Below are 23,259 nucleotides of genomic sequence, written 5' to 3'. Positions count from 1 at the left end.
AACGCGCGCCGCGCGGCTCGCTCTCTGGCGGGGCGGGTGGTGGGTGTGGCAAGGGCTGGCACATCTGTGCACGACATGGGTGCAACAGTGCACCTTGCAGGCGCTTAGATAGGGTAACTACTGATCACAGGTGGTGCATATATTGTTCAACAATATAAGATCAATGCAATGACAAATGATTTGGTGCCAAAGAACGTTGGTATGCATTTTGCATTGCCAAGTTGTCTTTATTCATCCATTATTTGATGCATTGGCTTGAACGTATGGCCCTTTCTGCGCTGGCGCGTAAGGGTTGCACGGACGGACCCACCATCGGTTTCTGTGAGTTTTTTAAGGAGTCATTTCATGAAACGCAGCCTTTTGTCGCTCGCCCTGGTTGTGGCCGGAGCCGCTCATGCCCAAGTAAAGTGGGATTTGCCCACCGGTTATGCCGCCAACACCTTCCAGACCCAGAACAACCAGCAGTTCGCCAAAGAGGTCGATGAGCTGACGGGCGGCAAGCTCAAGATCACCTTGCACCCCGGTGGCTCGCTCTACAAGGCCAACGAAATCAAGCGTGCGGTGCAGACGGGCCAAGTGCCTTCGGCCGAGTTCATCCTGTCGGGCGCTGCCAACGAAAACGCGTTGTACGGCGTGGACTCTGTCCCGTTCCTGGCCACTTCGTACGCTGAAGCGTGGCGTCTGTACCAGGCCGCCAGGCCAGCGCAAGAAAAGCTGCTCGCTTCGCAAGGCATGAAGCTTCTGTTCAGCGTGCCGTGGCCCGGCCAGTCGCTGTACTCCAACAAGCCCATCCAGGCACCGTCGGACTTTGCCGGAACCAAGATGCGCGCCTACAACCCCGCATCGACGCGCATTGCGCAGCTGCTCAAGGCGCAGCCGGTCACGATTCAGCTGTCCGAGCTGGGCCAGGCCTTGGCGACCAACACGGTCAACAACTTCCTCACCTCGTCGGCCAGCGGCGTGGAAAGCAAGCTGTACGAACAGGTCAAGTACTTCTACACCGTGAACGCATGGCTGCCACGCAACGCAACAGTGGTAAACCAGAAAGCGTTTGACGCGCTCGACAAGCCCACGCAGGAGGCTGTGATGAAGGCCGCGGCCGCCGCTGAAAAGCGTGGCTGGGAAACCAGCGAACGCCTGGACAAGGAGTACGTGAAGGAACTCGCTGCCAAGGGCATGGTGATTGCCGAGCCGTCTGCGGCGCTGAAGGCCGAATTCGCCAAGATCGGCGACACCATGACCGAAGAATGGATCAAGAACGCGGGCGCCGATGGCAAAGCCATCGTGGACGCTTACCGCAAGCGCTGATCGGCTTGACCGAACCGGGGCGCCACAGGCCCCCGGCGAGACCCGCGTCGGTGCGTTGTCCGCGATGCAGGGCCGGGTTCCTCTTTCTTTTCACCTCATTCACGCACTGCGTACGCCTGGAGTCCGCCATGGGTCAGCTCGTCCGTCATTTGTATCGCCTGCTCATCGGACTCGCTTGCGTGTCCATGGTGGCCGCCTTTGTCATTGTGTTGCTGGGCATCTTGGCCCGGCAGGTGACGTTCATTGATATCCAGGGGCTGGATGCCTACGCAGGCTATGCCATCGCTGCCACCCTGTTTTTTGCATTGCCCACGGCGCTGCTGCACGGGGATCACATCCGCGTGACTTTGGTCCTGGATCGCCTGGGTGCCAAAGCGCGGGCCGTCTTTGAATGGGGCGCGCTGATTGCCGCCCAGCTGCTGTCGGGCTATCTGGCCTGGTATGCCGTGCGCGCCGTGTGGCTGTCGTACATCACGCACGACGTATCGCCCTCGGCAGATGCCACACCGCTGTGGATTCCGCAGCTGTGCATGGCCATTGGCTGTGTGGCGTTTGCGCTGGCGTTTCTGGATGCGATCGTGGCACGGCTGCGGGGGCGTGAGTGGTTCATTGCGGGCTCCGGCTCGGTGGCTGAGTAAACAAGGAGAACATCATGGACATGATGGCTGCCGTGGTATTGATCGTGGCCCTGTTTGCCGTGCTCGGCGCAGGCATGTGGATTGGCCTGGGCCTGCTGGCCGTGGGTCTGATAGGAATGGAGCTGTTCACCAGCCGGCCGGTGGGCGACAGCATGATGCTGACCATCTGGGGTGCCAGCTCTGCGTGGACGCTGACCGCCTTGCCGCTGTTTTTGTGGATGGGCGAAATCCTGTTTCGAAGCAAGCTGTCGGACAGCATGTTCCGGGGCCTGGCGCCTTGGATGGACAAGCTGCCTGGGCGGCTGCTGCACACCAACGTGGTGGGTTGCACCATTTTTGCGGCCATCTCGGGCTCGTCGGCGGCCACCTGCGCCACGATCGGCAAGATGACCTTGCCCGAGCTGCAAAAGCGCGGTTATCCCGACGCGATGGCCGTGGGCACATTGGCTGGTGCGGCCACGCTGGGGCTGCTCATTCCGCCGTCGATCATCATGATCGTGTACGGCGTGGCGGCCAACGTTTCGATTGCCAAGCTGTTTCTGGCGGGCGTGTTTCCAGGGCTGATGCTGGCGGGGCTCTTCATGGGTTACATCGCCATCTGGGCACTGTTCCATCGCGACCAGGTGCCTGCGTCGGACATGTCCATGACCTTCATGCAGAAGATCTATGAGTCCCGCCACCTGATCCCTGCCGTGATCCTGATCGGTCTGGTCCTGGGCGGTATCTACAGCGGCATTGCTACGGCCACCGAGGCAGCCGCTCTGGGCGTGGCCGGTGCACTGGGGCTGGCTGCGTGGGAAGGATCGCTGAGCTGGCAAAAGTTCAAGGAAGGCCTGATCAGCGCTTGCCGCGTGTACTGCATGATCGGTCTGATCCTTGCCGGGGCGGCCTTCCTCACGCTGGCCATGGGCTTCATCGGCCTGCCGCGCCACCTTGCCGAGTGGATTGGCTCGCTGCACCTCTCGCCGTTTGCGCTGCTGATGATGCTGACAGTCTTCTTCATCGTGCTGGGCTGCTTCCTGGACGGCATCTCGATGGTGGTGCTCACGATCGCCGTGCTGCTGCCCACCGTGGAGGCCGCAGGCTACGACCTGATCTGGTTTGGCATTTTCATCGTGCTGGTGGTGGAGATGGCGCAGATCACGCCACCCGTGGGGCTGAACCTCTTTGTGATTCAAGGGCTGACCAAGCGCGACATCGGCTGGATTGCAAGGGTGGCGGCACCGATGTTCTTCGTGATGCTGGCTGCGGTGTTGATGCTGTACGCAGTGCCTGAAATTGTGCTGTGGCTGCCCTCGCGGATGTGAGCCTGCCTGAATTGCCACGGTGAACGAGGAGTGCCCGCTTGGTGTGGGCACTTCACCGGTTCGACTCAACCCAGAGGTGTTCTATGGACCGTCTTCCGTCTTTGGAATCGTCGGCCTGCGTCGGCCTGCGTCGGTGGCCATGCCTAACACCCTGGCGCGCAATGCGACGGTAGAGGCCGCGCGTGCAGGCGAACAAGGCGGGGGTTTTGCCGTGGTGGCCGGGGAGGTGCGCAGCCTGGCCGGCCGCGCGGGCGCCACGACGTCTGAGGCGGTGGACAGCGTGGCGCAGATCCTCTCGGGCCTGAGCCTTGCCAGCCTTGGGCAGAGCGATGACATCGCCCGGGCCAGCCGCGCGGTGACGGCGCTGGATGAAGTCACCCGGCAAAACGCGGCTTGGGCGGAGAAGGGCACTGCCGCGGCCCAAAGCTTGCAAGACCAGGCCATGCGGCTGAACATGGCCATGGGGGGGGCTCCCGCTGGGGGGCTGGGGTTGGTGAAATTTTGTGGGGTGATTTAACTTGTATTGTTGAACAATAGATGTTTTATTGATTGACAATGATGGCTTTGCTGGGATGATTCATCCCCACGCTCCACCGGCATGTAGGCCGGGGCGTCAAGACAACAGACCTGAGACAGAAGGCTTGAGACAAGCAGAAGGAAAACAGCCAATGACGACGATGGACTTGAACAGCGACCTGGGCGAGAGTTTTGGCGCCTGGCGCATGGGCGATGACGAGGCGATCCTGCGCGTGGTCACCAGCGCCAACGTGGCCTGCGGTTTTCATGCGGGCGATCCTGCGGGCATTCTGGCCACATTGCGTGGCGCAGTGGCGCAGGGCGTGACGGTAGGGGCCCACGTGTCTTACCCCGACCTGGTGGGCTTTGGCCGCCGCAATATGGACGTGACCAGCGCCGAGTTGCAGGCCGACGTGATGTACCAGATAGGGGCTTTGCAGGGGCTGGCCACGGCCGCAGGCACCCGGGTGCGCTACGTCAAGCCCCACGGCGCGCTCTACAACACCATCGCCCACGACGAGCGCCAGGCCAAAGCCGTCATCGCCGCCGTGCGGGCGGTGGATCCCACGCTGGTGCTGGTCGCCTTGGCCGGTGCCCCGCTGGTGCAGTGGGCGCGCGACGCGGGCCTGACGGTGGTGGGCGAGGCCTTTGCCGACCGGGCCTATACGCCCGAAGGCACGCTGGTTTCGCGCCGTGAAAAAGGGGCCGTGTTGCACGATGCCACGCTGGTAGCCCAGCGCATGCTGCGCCTGGTGCGTGAGGGCGTGGTCGAAGCCATCGACGGCAGCCTGGCGCGCATCGATGCCCAGTCCATCTGTGTGCACGGCGACAGCGCCGGTGCGGTGGAGATGGCGCAAGCCGTGCGCGCCGCCCTGGAGCAAGACGGCGTGGTGCTGCGCTCCTTTGTAGACCCTGCATGAAACCCTTGGCCTGATCACTCACAGGATTTCCAATGCCAACCACCTACCAAAACCCATCCCTGCAAGCCGCCCTGCGCCAGGCCCGTGCAGCCCGGCAGGCCTACCGCGAAGGCAAGGTCGAGCCCACAGCAGGCATTGCCCCCGGCATGACGCAGGCCAACATGATTGCGCTGCCGCGCGATTGGGCCTGGGACTTTCTGCTCTATGCCCAGCGCAACCCCAAGCCTTGCCCGGTGCTTGACGTGATTGAAGCCGGCGACCACCGCACGCTGTTGGCCGAAGGGGCCGATGTGCGCACGGATATTCCGCTGTACCGCGTCTGGCGCGACGGCCAGCTGGTGGAGGAGGTGAGTGACGCCCGGCCGCTGTGGCAAGAGCACCCCGATCTGGTCACCTTCCTCATCGGTTGCAGCTTCACTTTCGAGACGCCCTTGCAAGAAGCTGGCATCGAGGTGCGCCATATCGAGCAAGGGTGCAACGTGCCGATGTACCGCACCAACCGCGCCTGCCGCCCGGCCGGGCGGCTGCATGGCGACATGGTGGTGTCGATGCGGCCCATTCCGGCACACCGCGTGGCAGACGCGGTGTCGATTTCCGGGCGCTTCCCGTCTGTGCACGGTGCGCCAGTGCATGTGGGCGACCCCGCAGCGCTGGGCATTGCAGACCTGCAGCGCCCCGACTTTGGCGACCCGGTGCGCATCGAGCCCGGCGAGGTGCCGGTGTTCTGGGCCTGTGGCGTCACACCCCAGGCCGCCGTGATGGCATCGCGCGTGCCTTTTGCGGTGACCCATGCGCCGGGGCACATGTTTATCTCGGACGTGCCCGATAGCACCTACCACGTATAAGCGCCAGCGCTCAACGTCCAACGCCCCTCTGCAATCTGGAGACACTGTGTTGCGCTTCTTGCCCGTGACCCACAACGCGCTGCTGGTAGAGCTGGCCGATCTGGACCAGACCCTGGCTTTGCTCGCGTCGCTACAGCGGCATCCTCCCCACGGCGTGGAGGAGCTGGTCCCCGCTGCGCGGACCATTCTGGTGGAGTACCGCGCCTCGGCCACCCGGGCCGAAACCTTGGTGCAGGACATTGCTGCGCGCAGCCTGACGCAGCGCGCCGAGCGCAGCGACACGCTGATCGAAATCCCCGTGCATTACAACGGCGAAGACCTGGCCGAGGTGGCGCAGATTCTGGGCATCACCGCCGATGAAGTGGTGCAGCGCCACACGGGCAGCGAATACACCGTGGCTTTCACCGGCTTTGCGCCCGGCTTTGCGTACCTGAGCGGCGGCCACCCCAGCCTGAACGTGCCACGCCGCAGCACCCCGCGCACGCGCCTGCCTGCAGGCTCTGTGGGCTTGGCCGGTACCTTCAGCGGCGTGTACCCGCAGGCCAGCCCCGGTGGCTGGCAAATCATTGGCACCACGCCTGTAGCCATGTGGGACATCACCCGCGCGCAACCCGCCTTGCTACAGCCCGGCTACCGCGTGCGCTTTGTGGATATTGCTACTAAAAACATAGCTGCTAGCGCTTATTCAGAAAGCGCTGGAGGCCAAAAAGACCCCAAACCCGCTGGCCGCACGCAGCACCACCTGGCCGCCGGGCACACCGCGCTGCAGGTGCGTGCCACGGGCCTGCTCACTGTCTTCCAGGACCTGGGCCGCCACGGTCAGGCCGGGCAGGGTGTATCGGCCTCAGGCGCCATGGACCAGGCCGCCCTCAAGGCCGCCAACCGCCTGGTGGGCAATGCCAGCAACGCCGCTGCGCTGGAGACCGTGGGCGGCGGCCTGCAACTGCGCAGCGTGGGCGATAACGTGGTGGCCGTCACCGGGGCCGATGCCGTGCTGACGCTGACCACGGCCGACGGCCAGCGCTGGTCTGTGCCACGTTACGAACCTGTGGCCCTGGCCGATGGCGACATGCTGGCCGTGGGCCAACCCACCGCAGGCGCACGCTGCTACGTCGCCGTGCGCGGCGGCTTTGCCGAAGCGCCCGTGATGGGCAGCTGCGCCACCGACACCCTGGCCCATGTCGGCCCCGCGCCCGTGGCCGTGGGCGACTGGCTGGCCGTGCAACCCGCGCCAGCCACCAGCGTGGTAGCCGCCCCCGAGCTGCCGCCTGCTGATTTGCCCACGCTGGAGCAAGAAGTGGTGCTGGACGTGGTGATGGGCCCGCGCACCGACTGGTTCACCCCCGAGGCCATTGCCCGCTTTGCTTCGCAGCGCTGGCAGGTCACGCCCCAGTCCAACCGCGTAGGCCTGCGCCTGGCGGGCGAGGTGCCTTTGGACCGCGCCATCACCGGCGAGCTGCCCAGCGAAGGCGCGGCCCTGGGCGCCTTGCAGGTGCCTCCCAGCGGGCAGCCCGTGCTGTTTTTGGCCGACCACCCGCTCACGGGCGGCTACCCGGTCATTGGCTGCGTGGCGCCGTACCACCTTGACCGGGCAGGGCAGATCCCTGTGGGCGCGTGGTTGCGGTTCAACCCGATTCAACCGTTTGCAGAGCTGATACCCGCAGGCGTGGCCCCTACGCCTTGACACCTATTTGAAAGTTCACGATGAAAAAAGTCCTGATCGCCAACCGAGGCGAGATCGCCGTCCGCATCGCCCGCGCCTGCGCCGACTACGGCGTGCAGTCCGTCGCTGTGTATGCCAATGCCGACATCGACGCGCTGCACACCCGCATGGCCGATGAAGCCTATGGGCTGGACGGTGACCGCCCTGCGGACACCTACCTCAACGTCGAAAAGCTCCTGGCCATCGCCAAAAAAAGCGGGGCCGATGCGGTGCACCCTGGCTACGGCTTCCTTTCGGAAAACGCCGCCTTTGCCCAGGCCGTGATCGACGCCGGCCTGGCCTGGATTGGGCCGCGCCCCGCCACCATTGCCCAACTGGGCGACAAGGTGTCTGCACGCAAGATTGCGCTGCAGGTGGGCGCACCGCTGGTGGTGGGCACGCCCGACCCGGTGAAGGACGCGAGCGAAGTGCTGGCCTTTGCCGAGCAACACGGCCTGCCCATCATCATCAAGGCCGCGTTTGGCGGCGGTGGGCGGGGCATGAAGATCGCGTGGCGCATGGACGAAGTAGCCGAGCTGTATGAATCCGCTGTGCGCGAAGCCGTCACCGCCTTTGGCCGGGGCGAGTGCTTTGTGGAGCAGTTCCTCGACAAGCCCCGCCACATCGAAGCCCAGGTGCTGGCCGACACCCACGGCAACGTGGTGGTGCTGGGCACGCGCGATTGCTCGCTGCAGCGGCGCAACCAGAAGCTGGTGGAAGAGGCCCCCGCTCCGTTTTTGAGCGATGCCCAGCGCGAACGCATCCACACCGCTGCGCGCGACATCTGCGCCGCCGCAGGCTACGTGAGCGCAGGCACGGTGGAGTTTTTGCTGAGCCGGAGCGGCGCCATCTCGTTCCTGGAGGTCAACACCCGCCTGCAGGTGGAGCACCCTGTGACCGAGCAAACCACGGGTGTGGACCTGGTGGTGGAGCAACTGCGCGTGGCCGATGGCCTGCCGCTGTCCATCACGCAAACGCCCGCGCCGCTGGGCCACTCGTTCGAGTTCCGCATCAACGCCGAAGACGTGGGCCGGGGCTTTTTGCCCACACCAGGGCCCGTGCAGCGCTTTGATGCCCCCTCGGGCCCTGGCGTACGGCTCGATACGGGCGTGCAGACGGGCTCTGCCGTGCCCGGCACGTTCGATTCGCTCATGGCCAAGCTCATCGTCACCGGCGCCACTCGAGAGCAGGCCCTGGCCCGCGCCCGCCGTGCGTTGCGCGAGTTTCAGATTGAAGGCGTGGCCTCGGTGCTGCCATTCCACCGCGCCGTCATCGACCACCCCGACTTTGTAGGGGCTGATGGATTCAAGGTGCACACCCGCTGGATCGAATCCGACTTCGCCACGCCACTGGCTGCTGCGGTACGGGCCGCGCCCGTGGCAGACACCAGCCTGCTGCGCACCGCCATCGAGATCGATGGCCGCCGTGTGCAGCTGGGCCTGCCTGCCGTGCTGCTGCAAGGCTTGGCGACTGCGGGCGGGCAGGGCGCTGCTGCCGCACCAGCCGAGGCAGCGGTGGATGCCGCCGCCGTCACCTCGCCCATCGCCGGCAACCTGCACGCCTGGAAAGTGGCCGATGGCGACACGGTGCAAGAGGGCGATGTGATCGCCGTGATGGAGGCCATGAAGATGGAGATGCAGGTGACGGCACACCGCGCTGGGCGCGTGGCCTTGGCTGCAGCGGCGGGCACTGCACAAGCGCTGGGTGCGGTGATTGCCCGAATCGCCTGAGACGCGCCGTCTTACTGCCGCGCCAGGGCGGCGGGCGCGCCCCGCCAGCGGGCCATGCTGTCCATGATGAGCACGGTGCACACCATCCAGGTGCCGCCCAGCACCCAGCCGGCCAGCACGTCACTCACGTAGTGCACATGCAGCACCACGCGGCTCCAGCCGGTGGTGAAGATCAGCGCGCCCGCGCAGCACACGGCGGGCACCTGCCAGGCCCGTGGCAGCAGCCGCACCGCCAAGTAGGCCAGCATGGCGTAGGCGACCATGGAGGCGCTGCTGTGCCCGCTGGGAAAGCTGAACCCATCGGCCTGCGCTGCCCCATGCACATGCTCGGGCCGCACGCGGGCGAACACGTCTTTCAAAATCTTGGTCAGCAGCCCATTGCCCGCCATGGCCACCAGCCAGCCAACGGCCAGCAAACGGTGCCTGCGCCACCACAGGGCGGCCGTCACCGCCAGGGTCAGCGTGGTCAGCACGGCGGTGTCCCCCAGGTGGGTGAGTGCGCCAAACCACCGCAGGGCCGCCATGTCTGCATGCAGGCGCAGTTGCTGCGCAATGCTTTCGTCCACCCGGCTCCAGGTGCCTGTGCGCTGCCAGCCCTCGGCCAGCTCTGCCATCAATGCGCCCCCGGCCAGCAGGGCGCAAGCGGCTGCGGCCATGCTCAGCAGCATCACAGTGGTGGCGCTGGCTGCGTGAAGCAAATGCCGCACAGGCGAGGGGCGGTGGCGCAGGGTTTTCAAGGCCCACAAGGCGCCACTGCCCAGCAAGGCGCCCGCAGTCATTCCCAGCAGCCAAAGGGCAATGGGGTGGCGGGCTACAGTGGTGGCGAGCGTGTGCAGGTCCATGAATTCAAAGGTGTTTTTGGGGTAAGGAAACCGGGGCGGGGAAGCGTTGTTACTGCGTACGCAGCGGATGCTCTGCAATCGTCTTCAGCCGAGCGAATGGCCAGCCTGTGCAGCTTTTGGCAGCGTGGTTTTTACCCCAGCAAGGGGGGGGCCGTTGCGATCACAGGGTTTAGCGCTGCGATGCGCAGTTCTGCCTGTAGGCGCACGCCGACGCGCCAAGGCGCCGCCCGCTGGCTGCGCTGTAGCTACTGCGCCGTGATCATTGAATAGCGGCCCCGTGCCGGGTCTTTGGCCTCACAGGCATCGTTACGCCCACCACGCTTTTCATCCCCATGACCGATTTGCACAGTCCCATGATCCTTCATCACCACAGTCCCATCCATGTGGTGGTTCCACTGCGGCCAGGGGCTGATCTGGATCTGGTGCGCGCAAAGCTGAGTGGTGCATTCGCTCAGCACGACCATCCCGTGGTGTGGCACATACCGCGTGAGCGGGGTGACATCGTTCAATTGGCGGATCACGCAGCAGAGGCTGCACGTGATAACGCTGGTTTGCTGGTGGCGGCGGGTGGAGATGGCACCATCAACGCGGTGGCCGCAGCCGCCTTGCGTGCCGGTGTGCCTATGGGCGTGGTGCCCATGGGGACTTTCAACTATTTCAGCCGCGAGCAAGGCTTGGAGCTGGACGCTGAAGCCGCCGTGCTGCAGCTGCTGGAAGCCCTGCGCGCGGGCGAGTTGCGGCCGGTGCAGGTCGGCTTTGTGAATGACCGGGTGTTTTTGGTCAACGCCAGCGTGGGGCTGTACCCCCGGTTGCTGGCAGAGCGCGAGCAGGCCACGCGCAAGCTGGGCCGCTCTCGCGCGGTGGCCATGGCCGCTGCGGTGTGGAGCATGCTGCGCCCTTCTGCCCGGAGGCGCTGGCGCGTGGTTGTGCGCACCCGCCAGGGCACGGAGATGCAAGAGCAGGAACACGAAGTCACCACGCTGTTTGTGGGCAACAACCCCTTGCAACTGGAACAGGTGGGTTTGGCACAAGCCGAATCGGTGGCGCAGGGCGGGATGCTGGCCGTGGTGTTGCTCAAACCCCAAAGCCGCTGGGCCATGGCTCGCACGGTATGGCGCGCCGCTACCGGCCAGCTGGAGGACGACCCGGCCGTGCAAAGCCTGGCCTGTGCCGAGCTGAGTGTGGCGCCTGCCGGGTGGCGCAAGGCCAGCGTGAAGGTGGCTTTTGATGGCGAGCGCGAACGCATGAAAGCGCCTCTGTGTTTTTCGCTACACACGCGGCCCCTGTGGCTGGTGGCACCAACGCTGCTGGAACATTTGCCGCAGCGCGACCCTGCCAACGCACCACCTGCCGCAGCGCCGCCCTTGGCTGAACCTGCGCTGGCGCCTGCCTGAACACCATGCGCCAGGAACTGCCTGCAGTCGCGGGGAACGCTGGTGCCATGCTTCGCCACGAAGGTCATGAAGCAGCGCCCGTTCCCCCGTCGTTGAAGGTGGAGGCTGACAAGGAGCTGGGGCTTGGCAAGAACGAAGCGAAAGTTTTGCATCCAGCACCAGCGTCGGCAATCGCCACCACGCACAAATTGATGCATCTTTCCGATCTGCATTTTGGAGCGCACGACCCGCTGGTGTGCGCTGCAGTGCAGCGGCTTGCGCACCGGCTGCGTGTGGATGTGGTGGTGGTTTCGGGCGATCTGACCCAGCGTGCCACACGCCAGCAGTTCGCCTTGGCGCACGATTTTGTTTGCGGCCTGGGGGTGGATGAGCGCGTGGTGCTGGCCGGCAACCACGACTTGCCCCTGTTCGCCTGGTGGCTGCGTTGGGGCCGGGCCTACCAACGATTTGCATCGCAGTTTGGAGCCCAGCTCGAACCTCAGCGGCAGGTGGGGCCGTTCTGGATTGTGGGTGTGAACACGACCAGACCTTGGCGACACGAGCGCGGCACGCTATCGGCCGCGCAGGTGGCGCGGGTGGCGGAAGACTTGCGGTCTGCACCCGCGCAGGCATGGCGCATCGTAGTCAGTCACCACCCCTTGGTGGCTCGCAGTGCAGAGGATCGATCCCACCGGCCCCACGGCGCCAACGCTGCCGTGCAACGCTGGCGCGATGCGGGTGCCCACATGTTGCTCTCAGGCCATGTGCACCATCCGGCCTTGCTCCAACCCTTGCCGGGTTTGTGGTCCATGCAGGCAGGCACGGCCGTGTCGCGCCGCCTGCGCAGTGGGCAACCCAATAGTCTGGTGGTGTTGCAGATGCAGTCAGAGCCCACGGGTTCGCTGGGGCGGCAATACCCTAATCGTTTTGCTCAGCGCTGGGATTTTGATGCCCGCTCGGGTGACTTCGTTTGCGTGGAATCGATGCCCGTGGCGGGCTGAAATACGCTCGTTTCCTCAGAGCCAGGGCTTGAGCCAGCCCAGCCCGTCGCTGGTGGCATGGACTGCCGTACCGCGCGCGGGGCGGTATTCGCAGCCAATCCAGCCGTCGTAACCCAGGCTGTCCAGCAACTTGAACAGGTAGGTGTAGTTCACTTCGCCCACATCGGGCTCGTGCCGCTCGGGCACACCGGCAATCTGGAAGTGGCCGACGTTGCCGGTGGGCAGGTATTGGCGCACCTTCATGGCCAGGTCGCCTTCCACGATCTGGCAGTGGTACAGGTCCATCTGCACCTTCACGTTGGCGGCGCTGATCTCGGCGATCAGCGCGTGGGCCTGGTCCTGGCGGCTCAGGAAGAAGCCGGGCATGTCGCGGCCATTGATGGGCTCCAGCAGGATCTGGATGCCGTGCGGCGCAGCCTGCTCGGCGGCGTAGCGCAGGTTGGCGATGTAGGTAGCGCGCACGGTGGCTGCATCGACCCCCTGGGGTACCAGCCCGGCCATGACATGGATGCGGGGGCATTGCAAGGCCTTGGCATAGTCGATGGCTTTGGCGATGCCTTCGCGGAATTCGGCCTCACGTCCCGGCAGGCAGGCCAGCCCGCGCTCGCCTGCGTCCCAGTTACCGGGTGGTGCATTGAACAGCACCTGCTGCAGGCCATTGGCTTGCAGGCGCTGGGCCAACTCTTGCGCAGGGTAGGCGTAAGGGAAGAGGTACTCCACCGCCTTGAAGCCATCGCGCGCAGCGGCGGCAAAGCGGTCGAGAAAGTCCACGTCGTTGTAGAGCATGGACAGGTTGGCGGCAAAGCGGGGCATGGGTGTCTTTCTGTCTGATGGTGAAGGCAGGGCCTTACCACTGCGCGCCAAAGGTCTGGCGCAGTTGTTCAATCTGGGGCTCGGTCAGCGGGGTGGGGCGGGGCTGGCACAGCAGCCACAGGCGGGCGGTTTCTTCCAGTTCCTCCAGCACGGCCATGGCAGCGGTGGGCGTGTCGTGCCACACATTGGGGCCCAGGCGTGCCAGCATCACGGCGCGCACCGGGCTGCCCTGGGCGGCATAGCGGGTGATGGTCTGTGCCACCAGTGCTGCCGCTGCGGCATCGCCGGGGCGGTGGTAGGGGATGTGCGGCACGCGGCCTACCTTCATCACAAAGTAGGGCGTGATGGGCGGCAGCAATTGCGCATCCGCTGCCAATTCCCCGTCTGCAGCGGTGTCGGCTTGCAGCGAGCAGCCCACCAGGTGCGTGCTGTGGGTGTGGATCACGCAGCGCGCTGGGGCGGCTGTCGAAGCAGAGGCCTCGTAAATCTGCCGGTGCAGCGCAATGGTCTTGCTGGCCCGGTCGCCCGCCACCTGCTGGCCTTGTGCGTCCAGGCGCGCCAGCCGCTCAGGCTGTAGCGTGCCTAGGCAGGCATCGGTGGGGGTGATGAGGTAGCCATCGGCCAGGCGCACGCTGATGTTGCCTGCGGTGGCGTGCACATAGCCCCGCTCAAACAGGCTGCGGCCTACGCGGCAGATCTCGTCGCGGGCTTGGGCTTCATCCATGAAGGCGGGGGGTGAGGTCATGCCTGCAATTGTGCAAAAGCCTTGGTGAAAAAGTCGGTGCTGCCAAAGTTGCCCGACTTCAGCGTGATGTGCAGCCCGTCCCTGGCGTCGGGTGCCACGGCATGGCACCACGGCACGCCGGGGTCAATCTGCGCGCCAATGCGCATTTGCGTGATGCCCAGGGCCTGCACGCAGGCACCGGATGTCTCACCACCCGCCACGATGAGCTGGCGCACACCGCGCTGCACCAGGCCGCGTGCAATGGCGGCAATGGTTTCCTCCACCATGGCACCGGCCTTTTCAGAGCCCAGCTTGCCCTGAATGGCGCGCACGGCCGAGGGCTCGGCGGTGGAATACACCAGCACCGGGCCTTGGCCGATGTGGCCTTCGGCCCAGGCCAGCGCTTCGGCGGCCACGTCCACGCCTGCCGCAATGCGCAGCGGGTCAATGGCCAGGGCGGGCTTGCCTGCCTTGATGAAATCCATGACCTGCTGGTTGGTGGCCACAGAGCAGCTGCCCGACACGATGGCCTGCAGCCCTTGTGCGGCAGGCAGGCGGGCGGCCTCGTTGCAGGGGGCCACGCCAAAGTTGCCCGGCAGGCCTATGGCCACGCCCGAGCCCGCGGTGACCAGCGGCATGCCCTTGAGGGCCGGGCCCAGGCGCAGCAGGTCGGCGTTGGACACCGCATCGACCACAGCCATGCGAACGCCCTCGGCCTGCAGTTGATTGATGCGTGCGCGGATGGCGGCCTCGCCCTGATCGACCACACTGTGGTCGATCAGGCCCACGCGGCTGGGTGTCTGCGCTTGCAGCACGCGCACCAGGTTGGGGTCGGTCATGGGCGTGAGCGGGTGGTTCTGCATGCCGCTCTCGCTGAGCAGCACATCGCCCACAAACAGGTAGCCCTTGAACACGGTGCGCTTGTTGTCGGGGAACGCGGGCGTGGCGATGGTGAAGTCGGTGCCCAGGGCCTGCATCAGCGCATCGGTCACGGGGCCGATGTTGCCATCGGCCGTGCTGTCAAAGGTGGAGCAGTACTTGAAATAGATTTGCTCGGCGCCTTGCGCCTGCAGCCACTTCAGCGCCTCAAGCGACTGGGCGATGGCCTCGTCCTTGGGAATGGTGCGTGACTTGAGCGCGACCACGATGGCATCGGCCTCGGTATCCAAAGGTGCCGTGGGCACGCCCATGGCCTGCACCACGCGCATGCCTGCGCGCACCAGGTTGTTGGCCAGGTCGGTCGCGCCGGTAAAGTCGTCGGCAATGCAGCCCAGCAACGCGCGTGTCATGCCTTTTTCTCCTTGCCTTCGGGCAGAGTGATGCCGGGGAAAATCTTGATCACGGCGCTGTCATCTTCCTTGGCAAAGCCTGCGGTGGATGCTTGCATGAACATCTGGTGCGCGGTGGCCGCCAGGGGCAGGGGGAATTTGCTGGCGCGTGCGGTGTCCAGCACCAGGCCCAGATCCTTCACGAAGATATCGACAGCCGACAGCGGCGTGTAGTCGCCCGCCAGCACATGGGCCATGCGGTTTTCAAACATCCAGCTGTTGCCTGCGCTGTTCGTGATCACTTCATACAAGGCGCTGGCCTCCACGCCTTCGCGCAGGCCCAGGGCCATGGCTTCGGCGGCCACGGCAATGTGCACACCGGCCAGCAGCTGGTTGATGATCTTGACCTTGCTGCCTGCGCCCGCCTTGTCGCCCAGGCGGTACACCTTGCCGGCCATGCCGTCGAGCACGGCGTTGGCCGCGGCATAGGCCTCAGGCTTGGCCGAGGTCATCATCGTCATCTGGCCCGACGCGGCCTTGGCGGCACCGCCGGAGATGGGGGCGTCCACATAGTGCAGGCCCAGGGCGTTCAGGCGCGCCTCCAGTGCCACCGACCAGTTCGGGTCCACCGTGGAGCACATCACAAAGGTGCTGCCGGGGCGCATGGCGCTGGCTGCACCGCCCTTGCCGTCATCGCCAAACAGCACGCTCTCGGTCTGCGCGGCATTCACCACCACCGACACCACCACATCGCTCACCGCCGCCAATGCCGCCGTCGTGGCGTGTGCCGTGCCACCGTCTGCCACAAAGGCATCGGCCACGCCGGGACGCACGTCGCACACGTGGATGGTGAAACCGTTGTTGCGCAGGGTCTTGGCAATGCCAGCGCCCATGGCGCCCAGGCCGATGATGCCGACGGTGGGTTTGGTCATGTTGTCAGTCCTTCAAAGAAATTCAAAACAGTGGGCTCAGGCCACCAGCATCCACAGCAAGGCAGTGAGGGCAAAACCCGCCAAGCCCAGCACCGTGGTCAGCACCGTCCAGGTGCGCAGGCCATCGCCCACGCTCAGGCCCAGGTAGCGGGTCACGATCCAGAAGCCCGAATCGTTGACGTGCGACAGGCCCAGGCTGCCAAAGCCAATGGCAACCGTGAGCAGCGCCACTTGCAAGGGGGAATACCCGCCACCCGCCATCGCATCGGCCAGCAGGCCGCAGGTGGTGATGATGGCCACGGTGGCCGAGCCCTGTGCGGCGCGCAGGGCCAGCGCAATGATGAACGCCAGCAGGATGAGCGGCAGGTGAGTAGCGGTGAGGCTTTGCGACAGCGCCGCGCCAATGCCGCTGGCGGTGAGCACCTTGGCAAACACGCCGCCTGCACCCGTCACCAGGATCACGGTGGCAGCAGGGGGCAGGGCAGATTCCATGATGGCGTTGGTGCGCTCGCGGTTCCAGCCCTGGTTGCGGCCCAGCAGAAACATCGCCAGGCCCACGGCCACCATCAGCGCAAAAATGGGCGAGCCAATGAAGCCGAGCACGTTGCGCAGACTGTCGCCCTTGGGCAGCAGCGTGGCCCCGGTGGTGCCCGCCATGATGAGGGCCAGCGGGATCAGGATCAGCGCCATGATGGTGCCCACGCCCGGTGCGCTGCGGGCTTTGGATGCCGTGCTTTCTTCGCCCTTGCCAAAGGCCGCAAACTGCTCGGCCGTGGTCGGCAGCATGGGGTAGCCCTTGCGGTTGAGCCAGCCCGAAACGACCTGCGCCAGCGCCGCCAGCGGGATGCAGATGGCCAGGCCAATGATGGTGATCCAGCCAATGTCGCCCTTGACGATGGCCGCCCCGCCCACGATGCCGGGGTGCGGTGGCACCACCACGTGCGCGGCCAGCATGATGCCCGCCACGGGCAGACCGAACTTGATGGGGTTGACGCCCGCAGCCTTGCAAAAACCGTAGACGATGGGCACCAGGATGATGAAGCCCACATCAAAAAACACCGGAATGGCCAGTACCAACGCGGCGGCCGTGAGGGCCATGGGCACCCGTGTGGGGCCCAGCAGTTGCGTGAAGCGGTTGGCCAGGCTGGCTGCGCCGCCCGAGACCTCAATCATGCGCCCCAGCATGGAGCCCAGCGCCACCAGGATGGCCACCGAACCCAGCGTGCCGCCCATGCCCGCAATCAGCGTGCTGATGATGTCGCCAATCGGCATGCCCGTGGCAAACGCCACCAGAAAGCTCACCAGCATCATGGCCACGAAGGCGTGGACCTGCCAGCGGATGATGAGCAACAGGAGCAGGGCAATGCTGCCGGCGCCGATGCCGAGAAGTGCGAGGGTGGACATGGACTGGGTATCTCCGGGAGGAAAAGGCCGTGCACGCAGCAGGGCTCTTTTGTGATGTGTTTATATGGTTATCATACAAATTTAAAACAACGTCTGATTACGGGTTAACCCTGAAGTTGTTTGGGTCTCGACCTCTGCTGGGGGGCTGGCTTCTGTCGCAGGTGAGCGGTGCAGGCGTCTGCAACACGCCCGACATGGCGCGGTTCAGGCGCGTGGTGAGGGCGGCGCCTCGCCCACCAGGGGTTGCGCCAGCCGGGCACCGTCTTGCGCCCAGAAGGTGGTGTCGGCTTGCTCAATGCGGCGCAGTGCATTGCACATGTGTTCGGTGGCCGCGTTGCGGGCCCCACGCGCATCGCCAGATTCAATGGCCCGCACGATCTGCTCGTGTTCCTGCGTCACTGCCTGTGCGAAGTCAGAGCGCCGCGCCTCGTTGGCCCGGGTGACGCGGGTGGCGCCTTGAAGAAACCGGGCCAGATAGTCCAGCGTGCTGATCAAAAAAGGATTGCCCGCTGCGCGGGCGATGGCGCGGTGAAATTCCACGTCTTCCTCGGCCCCGTCGCGCCCGGCTTGCACGGCGTCGCTGATGCGCTGCATGGCTTCGCGAATGGCCTGCACATCGGCTTCACTGCGGCGTTGCGCTGCCAGTTCGGCCACTTCAGACTCCAGAGCGCGGCGCACTTCCACAATTTGCATGACTGCCTCGCGCGATGCGGCATGGGGCAGGTCAAAGTGCAGGGGCTCAATGCCCGGCGCTTTGACGTACACGCCGCTGCCCTGGCGTGAATCCACCAGGCCCAGCGATTTGAGGCGCGAAATCGCCTCGCGCACCACGGTACGGCTCACCTCAAACTGCTGCGCCAGTGCAGCCTCGGTAGGGAGCTTCTCTGACGCCTGAATGCGACCCGCGCGGATTTCGGTCTCCAGCGTGCTGGCAACCTGGTCGGCCAGTTTGAGGCTGGGTTTGACGGCGGAGAAGGGGGACGACATGGCGTGAGCGGGAGGGTGGTCAAAGGCGCTGTAGTAGCGTGCTGTGGACTGTACCGCAGGGGCGTGTGGCGGATGCGTCTCCTGAGTGCTAGTTTGTCTACTTCGGCGCCGTGCAGGAGTCGTCCAGCCGCGCCATGCCTGCCAATTTTTGCAGGCTGCTGCGCTTTTCAAGGCAGGTCTGGTATTGGGCTTCTGCGGCTTTTTGCTGTGCGGCGCGTGCAGCGTTGGCGCGCTCGGCCTGCAGTTGGGCGACGCGTTCGCGGATCTGGGGCATCACAGCCAAGGCGGCTTTTTCGCCTTCCAGGATGGCGTTGGCGCGCTGGCTGAAATCGGCCGAGCCAATGTCCAGAACCTGCGGGCGAATGACCACATCAGCCCGCGCCAGCTCCGCCTGACCGAGCTTCTGACCCATGATGGCGATCGACTGGCCCAGCGTGCCCAGCATGTCGCCCGGCGTCTGGCCCCGCGCTTTGTTGGAGATGTCCACCGCAATCACGATGTCGGCGCCCAGCTGGCGCGCGGCATCCACCGGCACGGGGCTCACGATGCCGCCGTCCACAAAGTGGTACTTGCCGATGGTGACGGGCTGGAACACGCCGGGCACGCTGCTCGATGCGCGCACGGCCTGGCCCGTGTTGCCGCGTGCAAACACGGTGCGCTCGCCGTCTTCCAGCCGCGTGGCCACGACCACAAAAGGCTTGGCCATCTGCTCCAGTGGCTTGCGGCGCACCTGCTCGTTCACATAGTCTTCGAGCTTCTGGCCCAGCACCAGGCCACCCGACGAGAGCTGCAGGTCGCGGATCTTGGCCTCGTCCAGCGCCACGGCTTTTTCCTGCATTTCAAAGGCGTTCATTCCACTGGCGTAGAGCGCGCCCACCACGCTGCCTGCGCTGGTGCCCGAGACCACCGCAGGCGCAAAGCCGTTGGCCTCCAGCATCTTGATGACACCAATGTGCGCGAACCCTTTGGCTGCGCCACCGCCCAGGGCGATGCCGATGCGGACAGGGGGAGCGGAGTAGGAAAGAGCAGGCTGCATCACCGCGTCGGGCCGGGCGGGGGTGGTGCTGCCACATCCAGCCAAGGTCAGGGCTGCCAGCATGGTCACGGTGGCAATGCGGGCCAGCGGGTGGAAAAAAGCGGTGAAGCGCATGCCAGGCGGTCCTGCGGTGCAACGGGGCGCGAAGTATAGCGGCGGCGTTGATCCCACACCGTGGGTGGCGCTGTTTGCTCCTAAAAATGTAGCTGCTAGCGCTTTATGTATAAGCGCTGGGTGGCATTTTCGGTGAGTTTTTGAAAACCGCCCGTGCAAACTCACTCGCCTTGCGAGCCCCGGTGCGCCCACCCTGTGGTGCGCTTTTCGATCCAGCTGAACAGCTCGTACATCACCATGGCCATGGCGCCCACCACCATCAGGCCCGCAAAGGCCAGACCCATCTGCATGGACGAGCCCGCGCTGATCAGCAGGTAGCCAATGCCTTCGTTGGCTGCGGTCATTTCGGACACCGTGGTGCCCACAAAGGCCAGTGTGATGGCGACCTTGAGCGAGCCGTAGAAGTACGGCATGGAGCGGGGCAGCCCCACCTTGGTCAGCACGTCCCAGCGCTTGGCGCCCAGCACGCGCAGCACGTCTTCCAGCTCGGGCTCCAGCGTGGCCAGGCCCGTGGCGATGTTGACCATGATGGGGAAGAAGCTGATGAGGAACGCCGTGAGGATGGCCGGGCCCACGCCGATGCCGAACCACACCACCAGGATGGGCACAAAGGCGGCCTTGGGCAGCGCGTTGAAGGCCGTCATCAGCGGGTACACGGCGGCATAGGCGATGCGCGAGCTGCCGATCACAAAACCCAGCAGCACGCCTACGACGATGGCGATGCCAAAGCCCGCCATGGTGACCCAGAAGGTGCGCCAGGCATGGCCCGCGATGACGCCGCTGAACTCCACCAGCTGCACGCCGATGGCCCAGGGGCTGGGGAACAGGTATTCAGGGATGCTGAAGGCCGAGCAGATGATTTGCCACAGCAGGATGGTGGCGACGAGCAGGATCCAGGGGGACCAGCGCTCCACGGTTTTCTTGTGCATGGGGATGAGGCGCTTTCTTTGTTCTTATGGCTGGATGGGCGCGCCTGCTTTTCGCAGGGCGCCGATGTGGCCGCGCAGTTCATGCACGATGTCGGTGAATTCCTTGGTATAGGTCACCTCCAGGTCGCGCGGGCGGGGCAGCTCGATCTCCTTCTTCACCACAAACCGGCCGGGGCTCTTGCTCATCACATACACCGTGTCGGCCAGGAAGACCGATTCGCGCAGGTCGTGCGTGACCAGGATCACGTTGAACTGCTGCTCGGTCCACAGGTCGCGCAGGATGCACCACAGCTCTTCGCGCGTGAAGGCATCCAGCGCGCCAAACGGCTCGTCCAGCAGCAGCATCTTGGGCTCGTGGATCAGCGCGCGGCAGATGCTGGCGCGCTGCTGCATGCCGCCCGACAGCTGCCAGGGAAACTTGTCCTCATAGCCCGCGAGGCCCACTTTCTGCAGCAGCTTGCGGGCGCGTTCTTCGTACTCCTTGCGCTTTTGCTTGAAGTTGCTGCGGTAGGGCTCGACGATTTCGAGCGGCAGTAGCACGTTGTCCACCGTGGTGCGCCAGGGCAGCAGCGAAGGCGCCTGAAACGCCATGCCCGACACCTTGAGCGGCCCCGTCACCGGCTGGCCGTCGATGAATATCTTGCCCATGGAGGGCATCTTCAGCCCCGTGGCCAGCTTCATGAAGGTGGATTTGCCGCAGCCCGAGGGGCCAACGATGGCGATGAACTCGCCGCGCCGCACCTGCAGGTCGATGGCTTCGACCGCAAACTGGTTCTTGGCGCGCAGCTCGTCGTTGTAGGCGAGCCAGACATTGCGAAAGTCCACAAAATAGGAATCGGCAGCCTGCATGGAAGGTCGTTCTTGCTTTTTAATGAAAATGGCTGCTGGCGCTTGTCTATCAAGCGCTAGCAGCTATCAAATTGATAGTATTACTTCTTGGGCAGGATGTTGAGTTCCGCCGTGCTGGGCAGGAAGCTGGGGTTCCACACGTCGTCGGCGTTCACGCGCGTCTTGGTGTTGAACGCGTCAGACACCTGCGATGCCATCAGCGACAGGCGGCCGGGTACGGCCTTGCCAAACCCTTCGGCGCGCGCGTCGGGGCTGTTGATGACGGTGTCGATGGCCAGCTGCAGGCGGCGAGTTTCGAGCGGCACGTTCACGATGCCATCGCGCGCCTTTACATGCTCGATGGCGGCAGCGGGGTTGGCGATGACTTCCTTGGCGCCCTTGGTGAAGGCCGACAGGAACGCCTTGATGGCGGCAGGGTTTTCCTTGATGAGCTTGGGGCTGGCAATGATCACGTTGCCGTACAGCTTCACGCCAAAGTCGGCATAGGGCAGCACCACCACGTCGGCGGCCTTGGCGCCGCGCGCTTCCAGGTTCAGCAGCGAGGTGAAGGTGAAGCCGGTGATGGCGTCCACGTCGCCGCGCACCAGCATGGTTTCGCGCAGTGGCGGGTCCATGGCGGTCCAGGTCACGGCGCCAATGCCGTTGGCCTTCTGGAAGATAGGGAACGCGCGGCGGCCTGCGTCGAACACGGGGGCGCCCAGCTTCTTGCCCGCCAGGTCGGCGGGCTTGGTGATGCCGCTCTTTTTCAGCGCCATGACCGATGCGGGCGTGTTGTTGTAGACCATCATCACCGCCACGGGCTTGTTCTGCGCGTCGGGGTTGTTGGCGTGGAATTCCATCACTGCGGCCAAGTCGGCAAAGCCCATGTCGTACGTGCCCGAGGCCACGCGCTGCACCGCACCGCCGGAGCCGTTGCCTGCATCCACCGTCACATCCAGGCCAGCCGCCTTGAAGTGGCCTTTGGCCACGGGTTGCAGGAACAGCGCCGCTGGGCCTTCAAAACGCCAGTCCAGCTGGAACTTGATGGGCGTGCTCTGCGCATGCGCCACGGGCAATGCGCTGGCCAGCGCCAGTGCCGCTGCGGTGTGCATGAAGGTTCTTTTTTTCATGGGATAGCTCCTGGCGGTTGCCAAATAAAAAACAGAAGGAAAAGGCAGTCATGCCTTGGCTGTACAAGCCATGCAGCAAAAAAGATGCCCGCTTTCAAGCGCGCTGTCGGGTCTTTGCAAGGGCGGCGCGGCACGGCAAACCCTTCCTCACCGAAGTGGTGCACCCAGGCATGAAGTGTTTCCCGCAATGGTGCGTGTGCGGTGGCATCGGATTGGAATCAACGCGCAGATGGGTGCACGGCCGCAGCGGTGCAACGAAGTCGCAGCATCCAAAAAACAGGGCATGGCATCGCAGATCACAGGCGTTGCTGGTCGGTGCTTCTGGGGATGGATGCGCAGCCCGTTGCACTTCAGCCCGAAGGCTTGCGTCTTCGGGTTTTCAAAGAGCCACGAGAGGGCTCACCCATGCCACACCTGACCGGGTTTTTCTTGACAACGTGCACTGGCGCACCATGCCCGACGTGGCGCGGGATCCAGGGTGGCCACGATGCAGGACGGCGACATCCTGTACGGCGGCCGCTGGGAGCGTGAAAAGCGCCTGCTGGGCTTTAGCGGGGCGCAGCTGACGGCTGCGTTGGCCAGGCGCTGGCGCTTTCCTGATTCGATCGTGCGTGCGCTGGAAACTGCTGAAGACCCCGTGGCCGCTGTGCCGTTTTGTCGCCTGGGCGGCATCGTGCATGTGGCCATGCTGCTGGCCGAGATTGGGCTGGAGGAGCCCAAGTCCCCCGCCGACACCATTGCCAGCCTGCGTGAGGAAATCAAGCGGGCGCTGCCACTGGACTCGGACTGGCTGGCCGAACATCTGCCGCCGGTGGCGGACTTTGTGGATGTGTCTGTGCGCTGACGCAGGCCGGGCAAAGACCTGCGTATCGATACACCCAAAAAGAAAGGCCCCTCGGGGCCTTTCTTGTG

At 64.9% G+C, this 23,259-nt stretch carries 22 protein-coding genes; 11 read left to right on the top strand and 11 right to left on the bottom strand.

The features are described 5' to 3' along the window. Positions 1–345: 345 nt before the first annotated feature. The 8 genes from IHV84_RS00165 (at position 346) to IHV84_RS00130 (ending at position 8,966) form a co-directional block, all read left to right on the top strand. Complete coding sequence (locus IHV84_RS00165) at positions 346–1,308, top strand: TRAP transporter substrate-binding protein (protein WP_066697475.1); 963 nt, start codon at positions 346–348, stop codon at positions 1,306–1,308. Between the two features lie 128 nt (positions 1,309–1,436). Further along, positions 1,437–1,946: a TRAP transporter small permease gene (locus IHV84_RS00160; protein ID WP_044400706.1), complete on the top strand. Its 510-nt coding sequence runs from the start codon at positions 1,437–1,439 to the stop codon at positions 1,944–1,946. Positions 1,947–1,960: 14 nt separating this feature from the next. Then, positions 1,961–3,253, top strand: a complete 1,293-nt coding sequence (locus IHV84_RS00155; protein ID WP_198845346.1) for a TRAP transporter large permease — start codon at positions 1,961–1,963, stop codon at positions 3,251–3,253. 139 nt (positions 3,254–3,392) lie between these two features. Beyond that, a complete protein-coding gene (locus IHV84_RS00150; protein WP_066697469.1) occupies positions 3,393–3,770 on the top strand; it encodes a methyl-accepting chemotaxis protein in 378 nt (125 codons plus the stop codon). A gap of 151 nt (positions 3,771–3,921) precedes the next feature. Beyond that, positions 3,922–4,689 carry a LamB/YcsF family protein gene (locus IHV84_RS00145; protein ID WP_198845345.1) on the top strand — a complete coding sequence of 256 codons (768 nt, stop codon included), beginning with the start codon at positions 3,922–3,924 and terminating at the stop codon, positions 4,687–4,689. A 32-nt stretch (positions 4,690–4,721) separates the two neighbouring features. Next, the gene (locus tag IHV84_RS00140) at positions 4,722–5,534 is read left to right on the top strand and encodes a putative hydro-lyase (RefSeq protein ID WP_198845344.1); all 813 of its coding nucleotides are present in this window, start codon (positions 4,722–4,724) and stop codon (positions 5,532–5,534) included. A 49-nt stretch (positions 5,535–5,583) separates the two neighbouring features. Beyond that, the gene (gene pxpB / locus IHV84_RS00135; RefSeq protein WP_198845343.1) at positions 5,584–7,218 is read left to right on the top strand and encodes a 5-oxoprolinase subunit PxpB; all 1,635 of its coding nucleotides are present in this window, start codon (positions 5,584–5,586) and stop codon (positions 7,216–7,218) included. A gap of 20 nt (positions 7,219–7,238) precedes the next feature. After that, the gene (locus tag IHV84_RS00130) at positions 7,239–8,966 is read left to right on the top strand and encodes a biotin carboxylase N-terminal domain-containing protein (RefSeq protein WP_198845342.1); all 1,728 of its coding nucleotides are present in this window, start codon (positions 7,239–7,241) and stop codon (positions 8,964–8,966) included. Between the two features lie 11 nt (positions 8,967–8,977). Here the strand turns inward: IHV84_RS00130 and IHV84_RS00125 are convergent, their stop codons facing one another. Next, positions 8,978–9,808, bottom strand: coding sequence for a phosphatase PAP2 family protein (locus IHV84_RS00125; RefSeq protein WP_142083985.1), 831 nt, complete (start codon positions 9,806–9,808; stop codon positions 8,978–8,980). A 353-nt stretch (positions 9,809–10,161) separates the two neighbouring features. Here IHV84_RS00125 and IHV84_RS00120 point away from each other — a divergent pair, with 353 nt between their 5' ends. Both IHV84_RS00120 and IHV84_RS00115 read left to right on the top strand, forming a co-directional pair. Beyond that, on the top strand, positions 10,162–11,202 hold the full coding sequence (locus IHV84_RS00120; protein ID WP_233099622.1) for a diacylglycerol kinase family protein: 1,041 nt from the start codon (positions 10,162–10,164) through the stop codon (positions 11,200–11,202). A 191-nt stretch (positions 11,203–11,393) separates the two neighbouring features. Continuing rightward, the gene (locus IHV84_RS00115) at positions 11,394–12,182 is read left to right on the top strand and encodes a metallophosphoesterase (protein WP_198845340.1); all 789 of its coding nucleotides are present in this window, start codon (positions 11,394–11,396) and stop codon (positions 12,180–12,182) included. A gap of 15 nt (positions 12,183–12,197) precedes the next feature. On the opposite strand, the gene otnI is transcribed toward IHV84_RS00115, so the two are convergent. From otnI to IHV84_RS00065, 10 genes are all read right to left on the bottom strand, one after another. After that, positions 12,198–12,995: a 2-oxo-tetronate isomerase gene (otnI, locus tag IHV84_RS00110; protein WP_198845339.1), complete on the bottom strand. Its 798-nt coding sequence runs from the start codon at positions 12,993–12,995 to the stop codon at positions 12,198–12,200. A 34-nt stretch (positions 12,996–13,029) separates the two neighbouring features. Further along, on the bottom strand, positions 13,030–13,719 hold the full coding sequence (locus tag IHV84_RS00105; protein ID WP_198845466.1) for an aldolase: 690 nt from the start codon (positions 13,717–13,719) through the stop codon (positions 13,030–13,032). A gap of 17 nt (positions 13,720–13,736) precedes the next feature. Beyond that, positions 13,737–15,008: a 3-oxo-tetronate kinase gene (otnK, locus tag IHV84_RS00100; protein ID WP_198845338.1), complete on the bottom strand. Its 1,272-nt coding sequence runs from the start codon at positions 15,006–15,008 to the stop codon at positions 13,737–13,739. Further along, positions 15,005–15,919 carry an L-threonate dehydrogenase gene (ltnD, locus tag IHV84_RS00095; RefSeq protein ID WP_198845337.1) on the bottom strand — a complete coding sequence of 305 codons (915 nt, stop codon included), beginning with the start codon at positions 15,917–15,919 and terminating at the stop codon, positions 15,005–15,007. Before ltnD ends, otnK begins: the two co-directional genes overlap by 4 nt. 36 nt (positions 15,920–15,955) lie before the next feature. Next, on the bottom strand, positions 15,956–17,323 hold the full coding sequence (locus IHV84_RS00090; protein ID WP_198845336.1) for a GntP family transporter: 1,368 nt from the start codon (positions 17,321–17,323) through the stop codon (positions 15,956–15,958). A gap of 204 nt (positions 17,324–17,527) precedes the next feature. Further along, positions 17,528–18,310: a FadR/GntR family transcriptional regulator gene (locus IHV84_RS00085; protein WP_198845335.1), complete on the bottom strand. Its 783-nt coding sequence runs from the start codon at positions 18,308–18,310 to the stop codon at positions 17,528–17,530. 97 nt (positions 18,311–18,407) lie between these two features. Beyond that, on the bottom strand, positions 18,408–19,460 hold the full coding sequence (locus tag IHV84_RS00080) for a patatin-like phospholipase family protein (RefSeq protein WP_198845334.1): 1,053 nt from the start codon (positions 19,458–19,460) through the stop codon (positions 18,408–18,410). A 161-nt stretch (positions 19,461–19,621) separates the two neighbouring features. Further along, positions 19,622–20,389 carry an ABC transporter permease gene (locus tag IHV84_RS00075; RefSeq protein ID WP_060986854.1) on the bottom strand — a complete coding sequence of 256 codons (768 nt, stop codon included), beginning with the start codon at positions 20,387–20,389 and terminating at the stop codon, positions 19,622–19,624. A 24-nt stretch (positions 20,390–20,413) separates the two neighbouring features. Continuing rightward, positions 20,414–21,238 carry an ABC transporter ATP-binding protein gene (locus tag IHV84_RS00070; RefSeq protein WP_198845333.1) on the bottom strand — a complete coding sequence of 275 codons (825 nt, stop codon included), beginning with the start codon at positions 21,236–21,238 and terminating at the stop codon, positions 20,414–20,416. Positions 21,239–21,318: 80 nt separating this feature from the next. Further along, positions 21,319–22,347, bottom strand: coding sequence for an ABC transporter substrate-binding protein (locus tag IHV84_RS00065; protein WP_198845332.1), 1,029 nt, complete (start codon positions 22,345–22,347; stop codon positions 21,319–21,321). Between the two features lie 487 nt (positions 22,348–22,834). Between IHV84_RS00065 and IHV84_RS00060 the strand changes: the two genes are divergently transcribed. Further along, positions 22,835–23,191 (top strand): HDOD domain-containing protein, encoded by a 357-nt coding sequence (locus tag IHV84_RS00060; protein WP_233099621.1) that lies wholly within the window; start codon positions 22,835–22,837, stop codon positions 23,189–23,191. The last annotated feature ends 68 nt before the right edge of the window (positions 23,192–23,259 follow it).

The sequence above is a fragment of the Acidovorax sp. IB03 genome, assembly GCF_016406015.1.
GTDB classification, from domain to species: domain Bacteria; phylum Pseudomonadota; class Gammaproteobacteria; order Burkholderiales; family Burkholderiaceae_C; genus Acidovorax; species Acidovorax temperans.
This window is presented reverse-complemented; position numbering and strand designations above follow the sequence as displayed.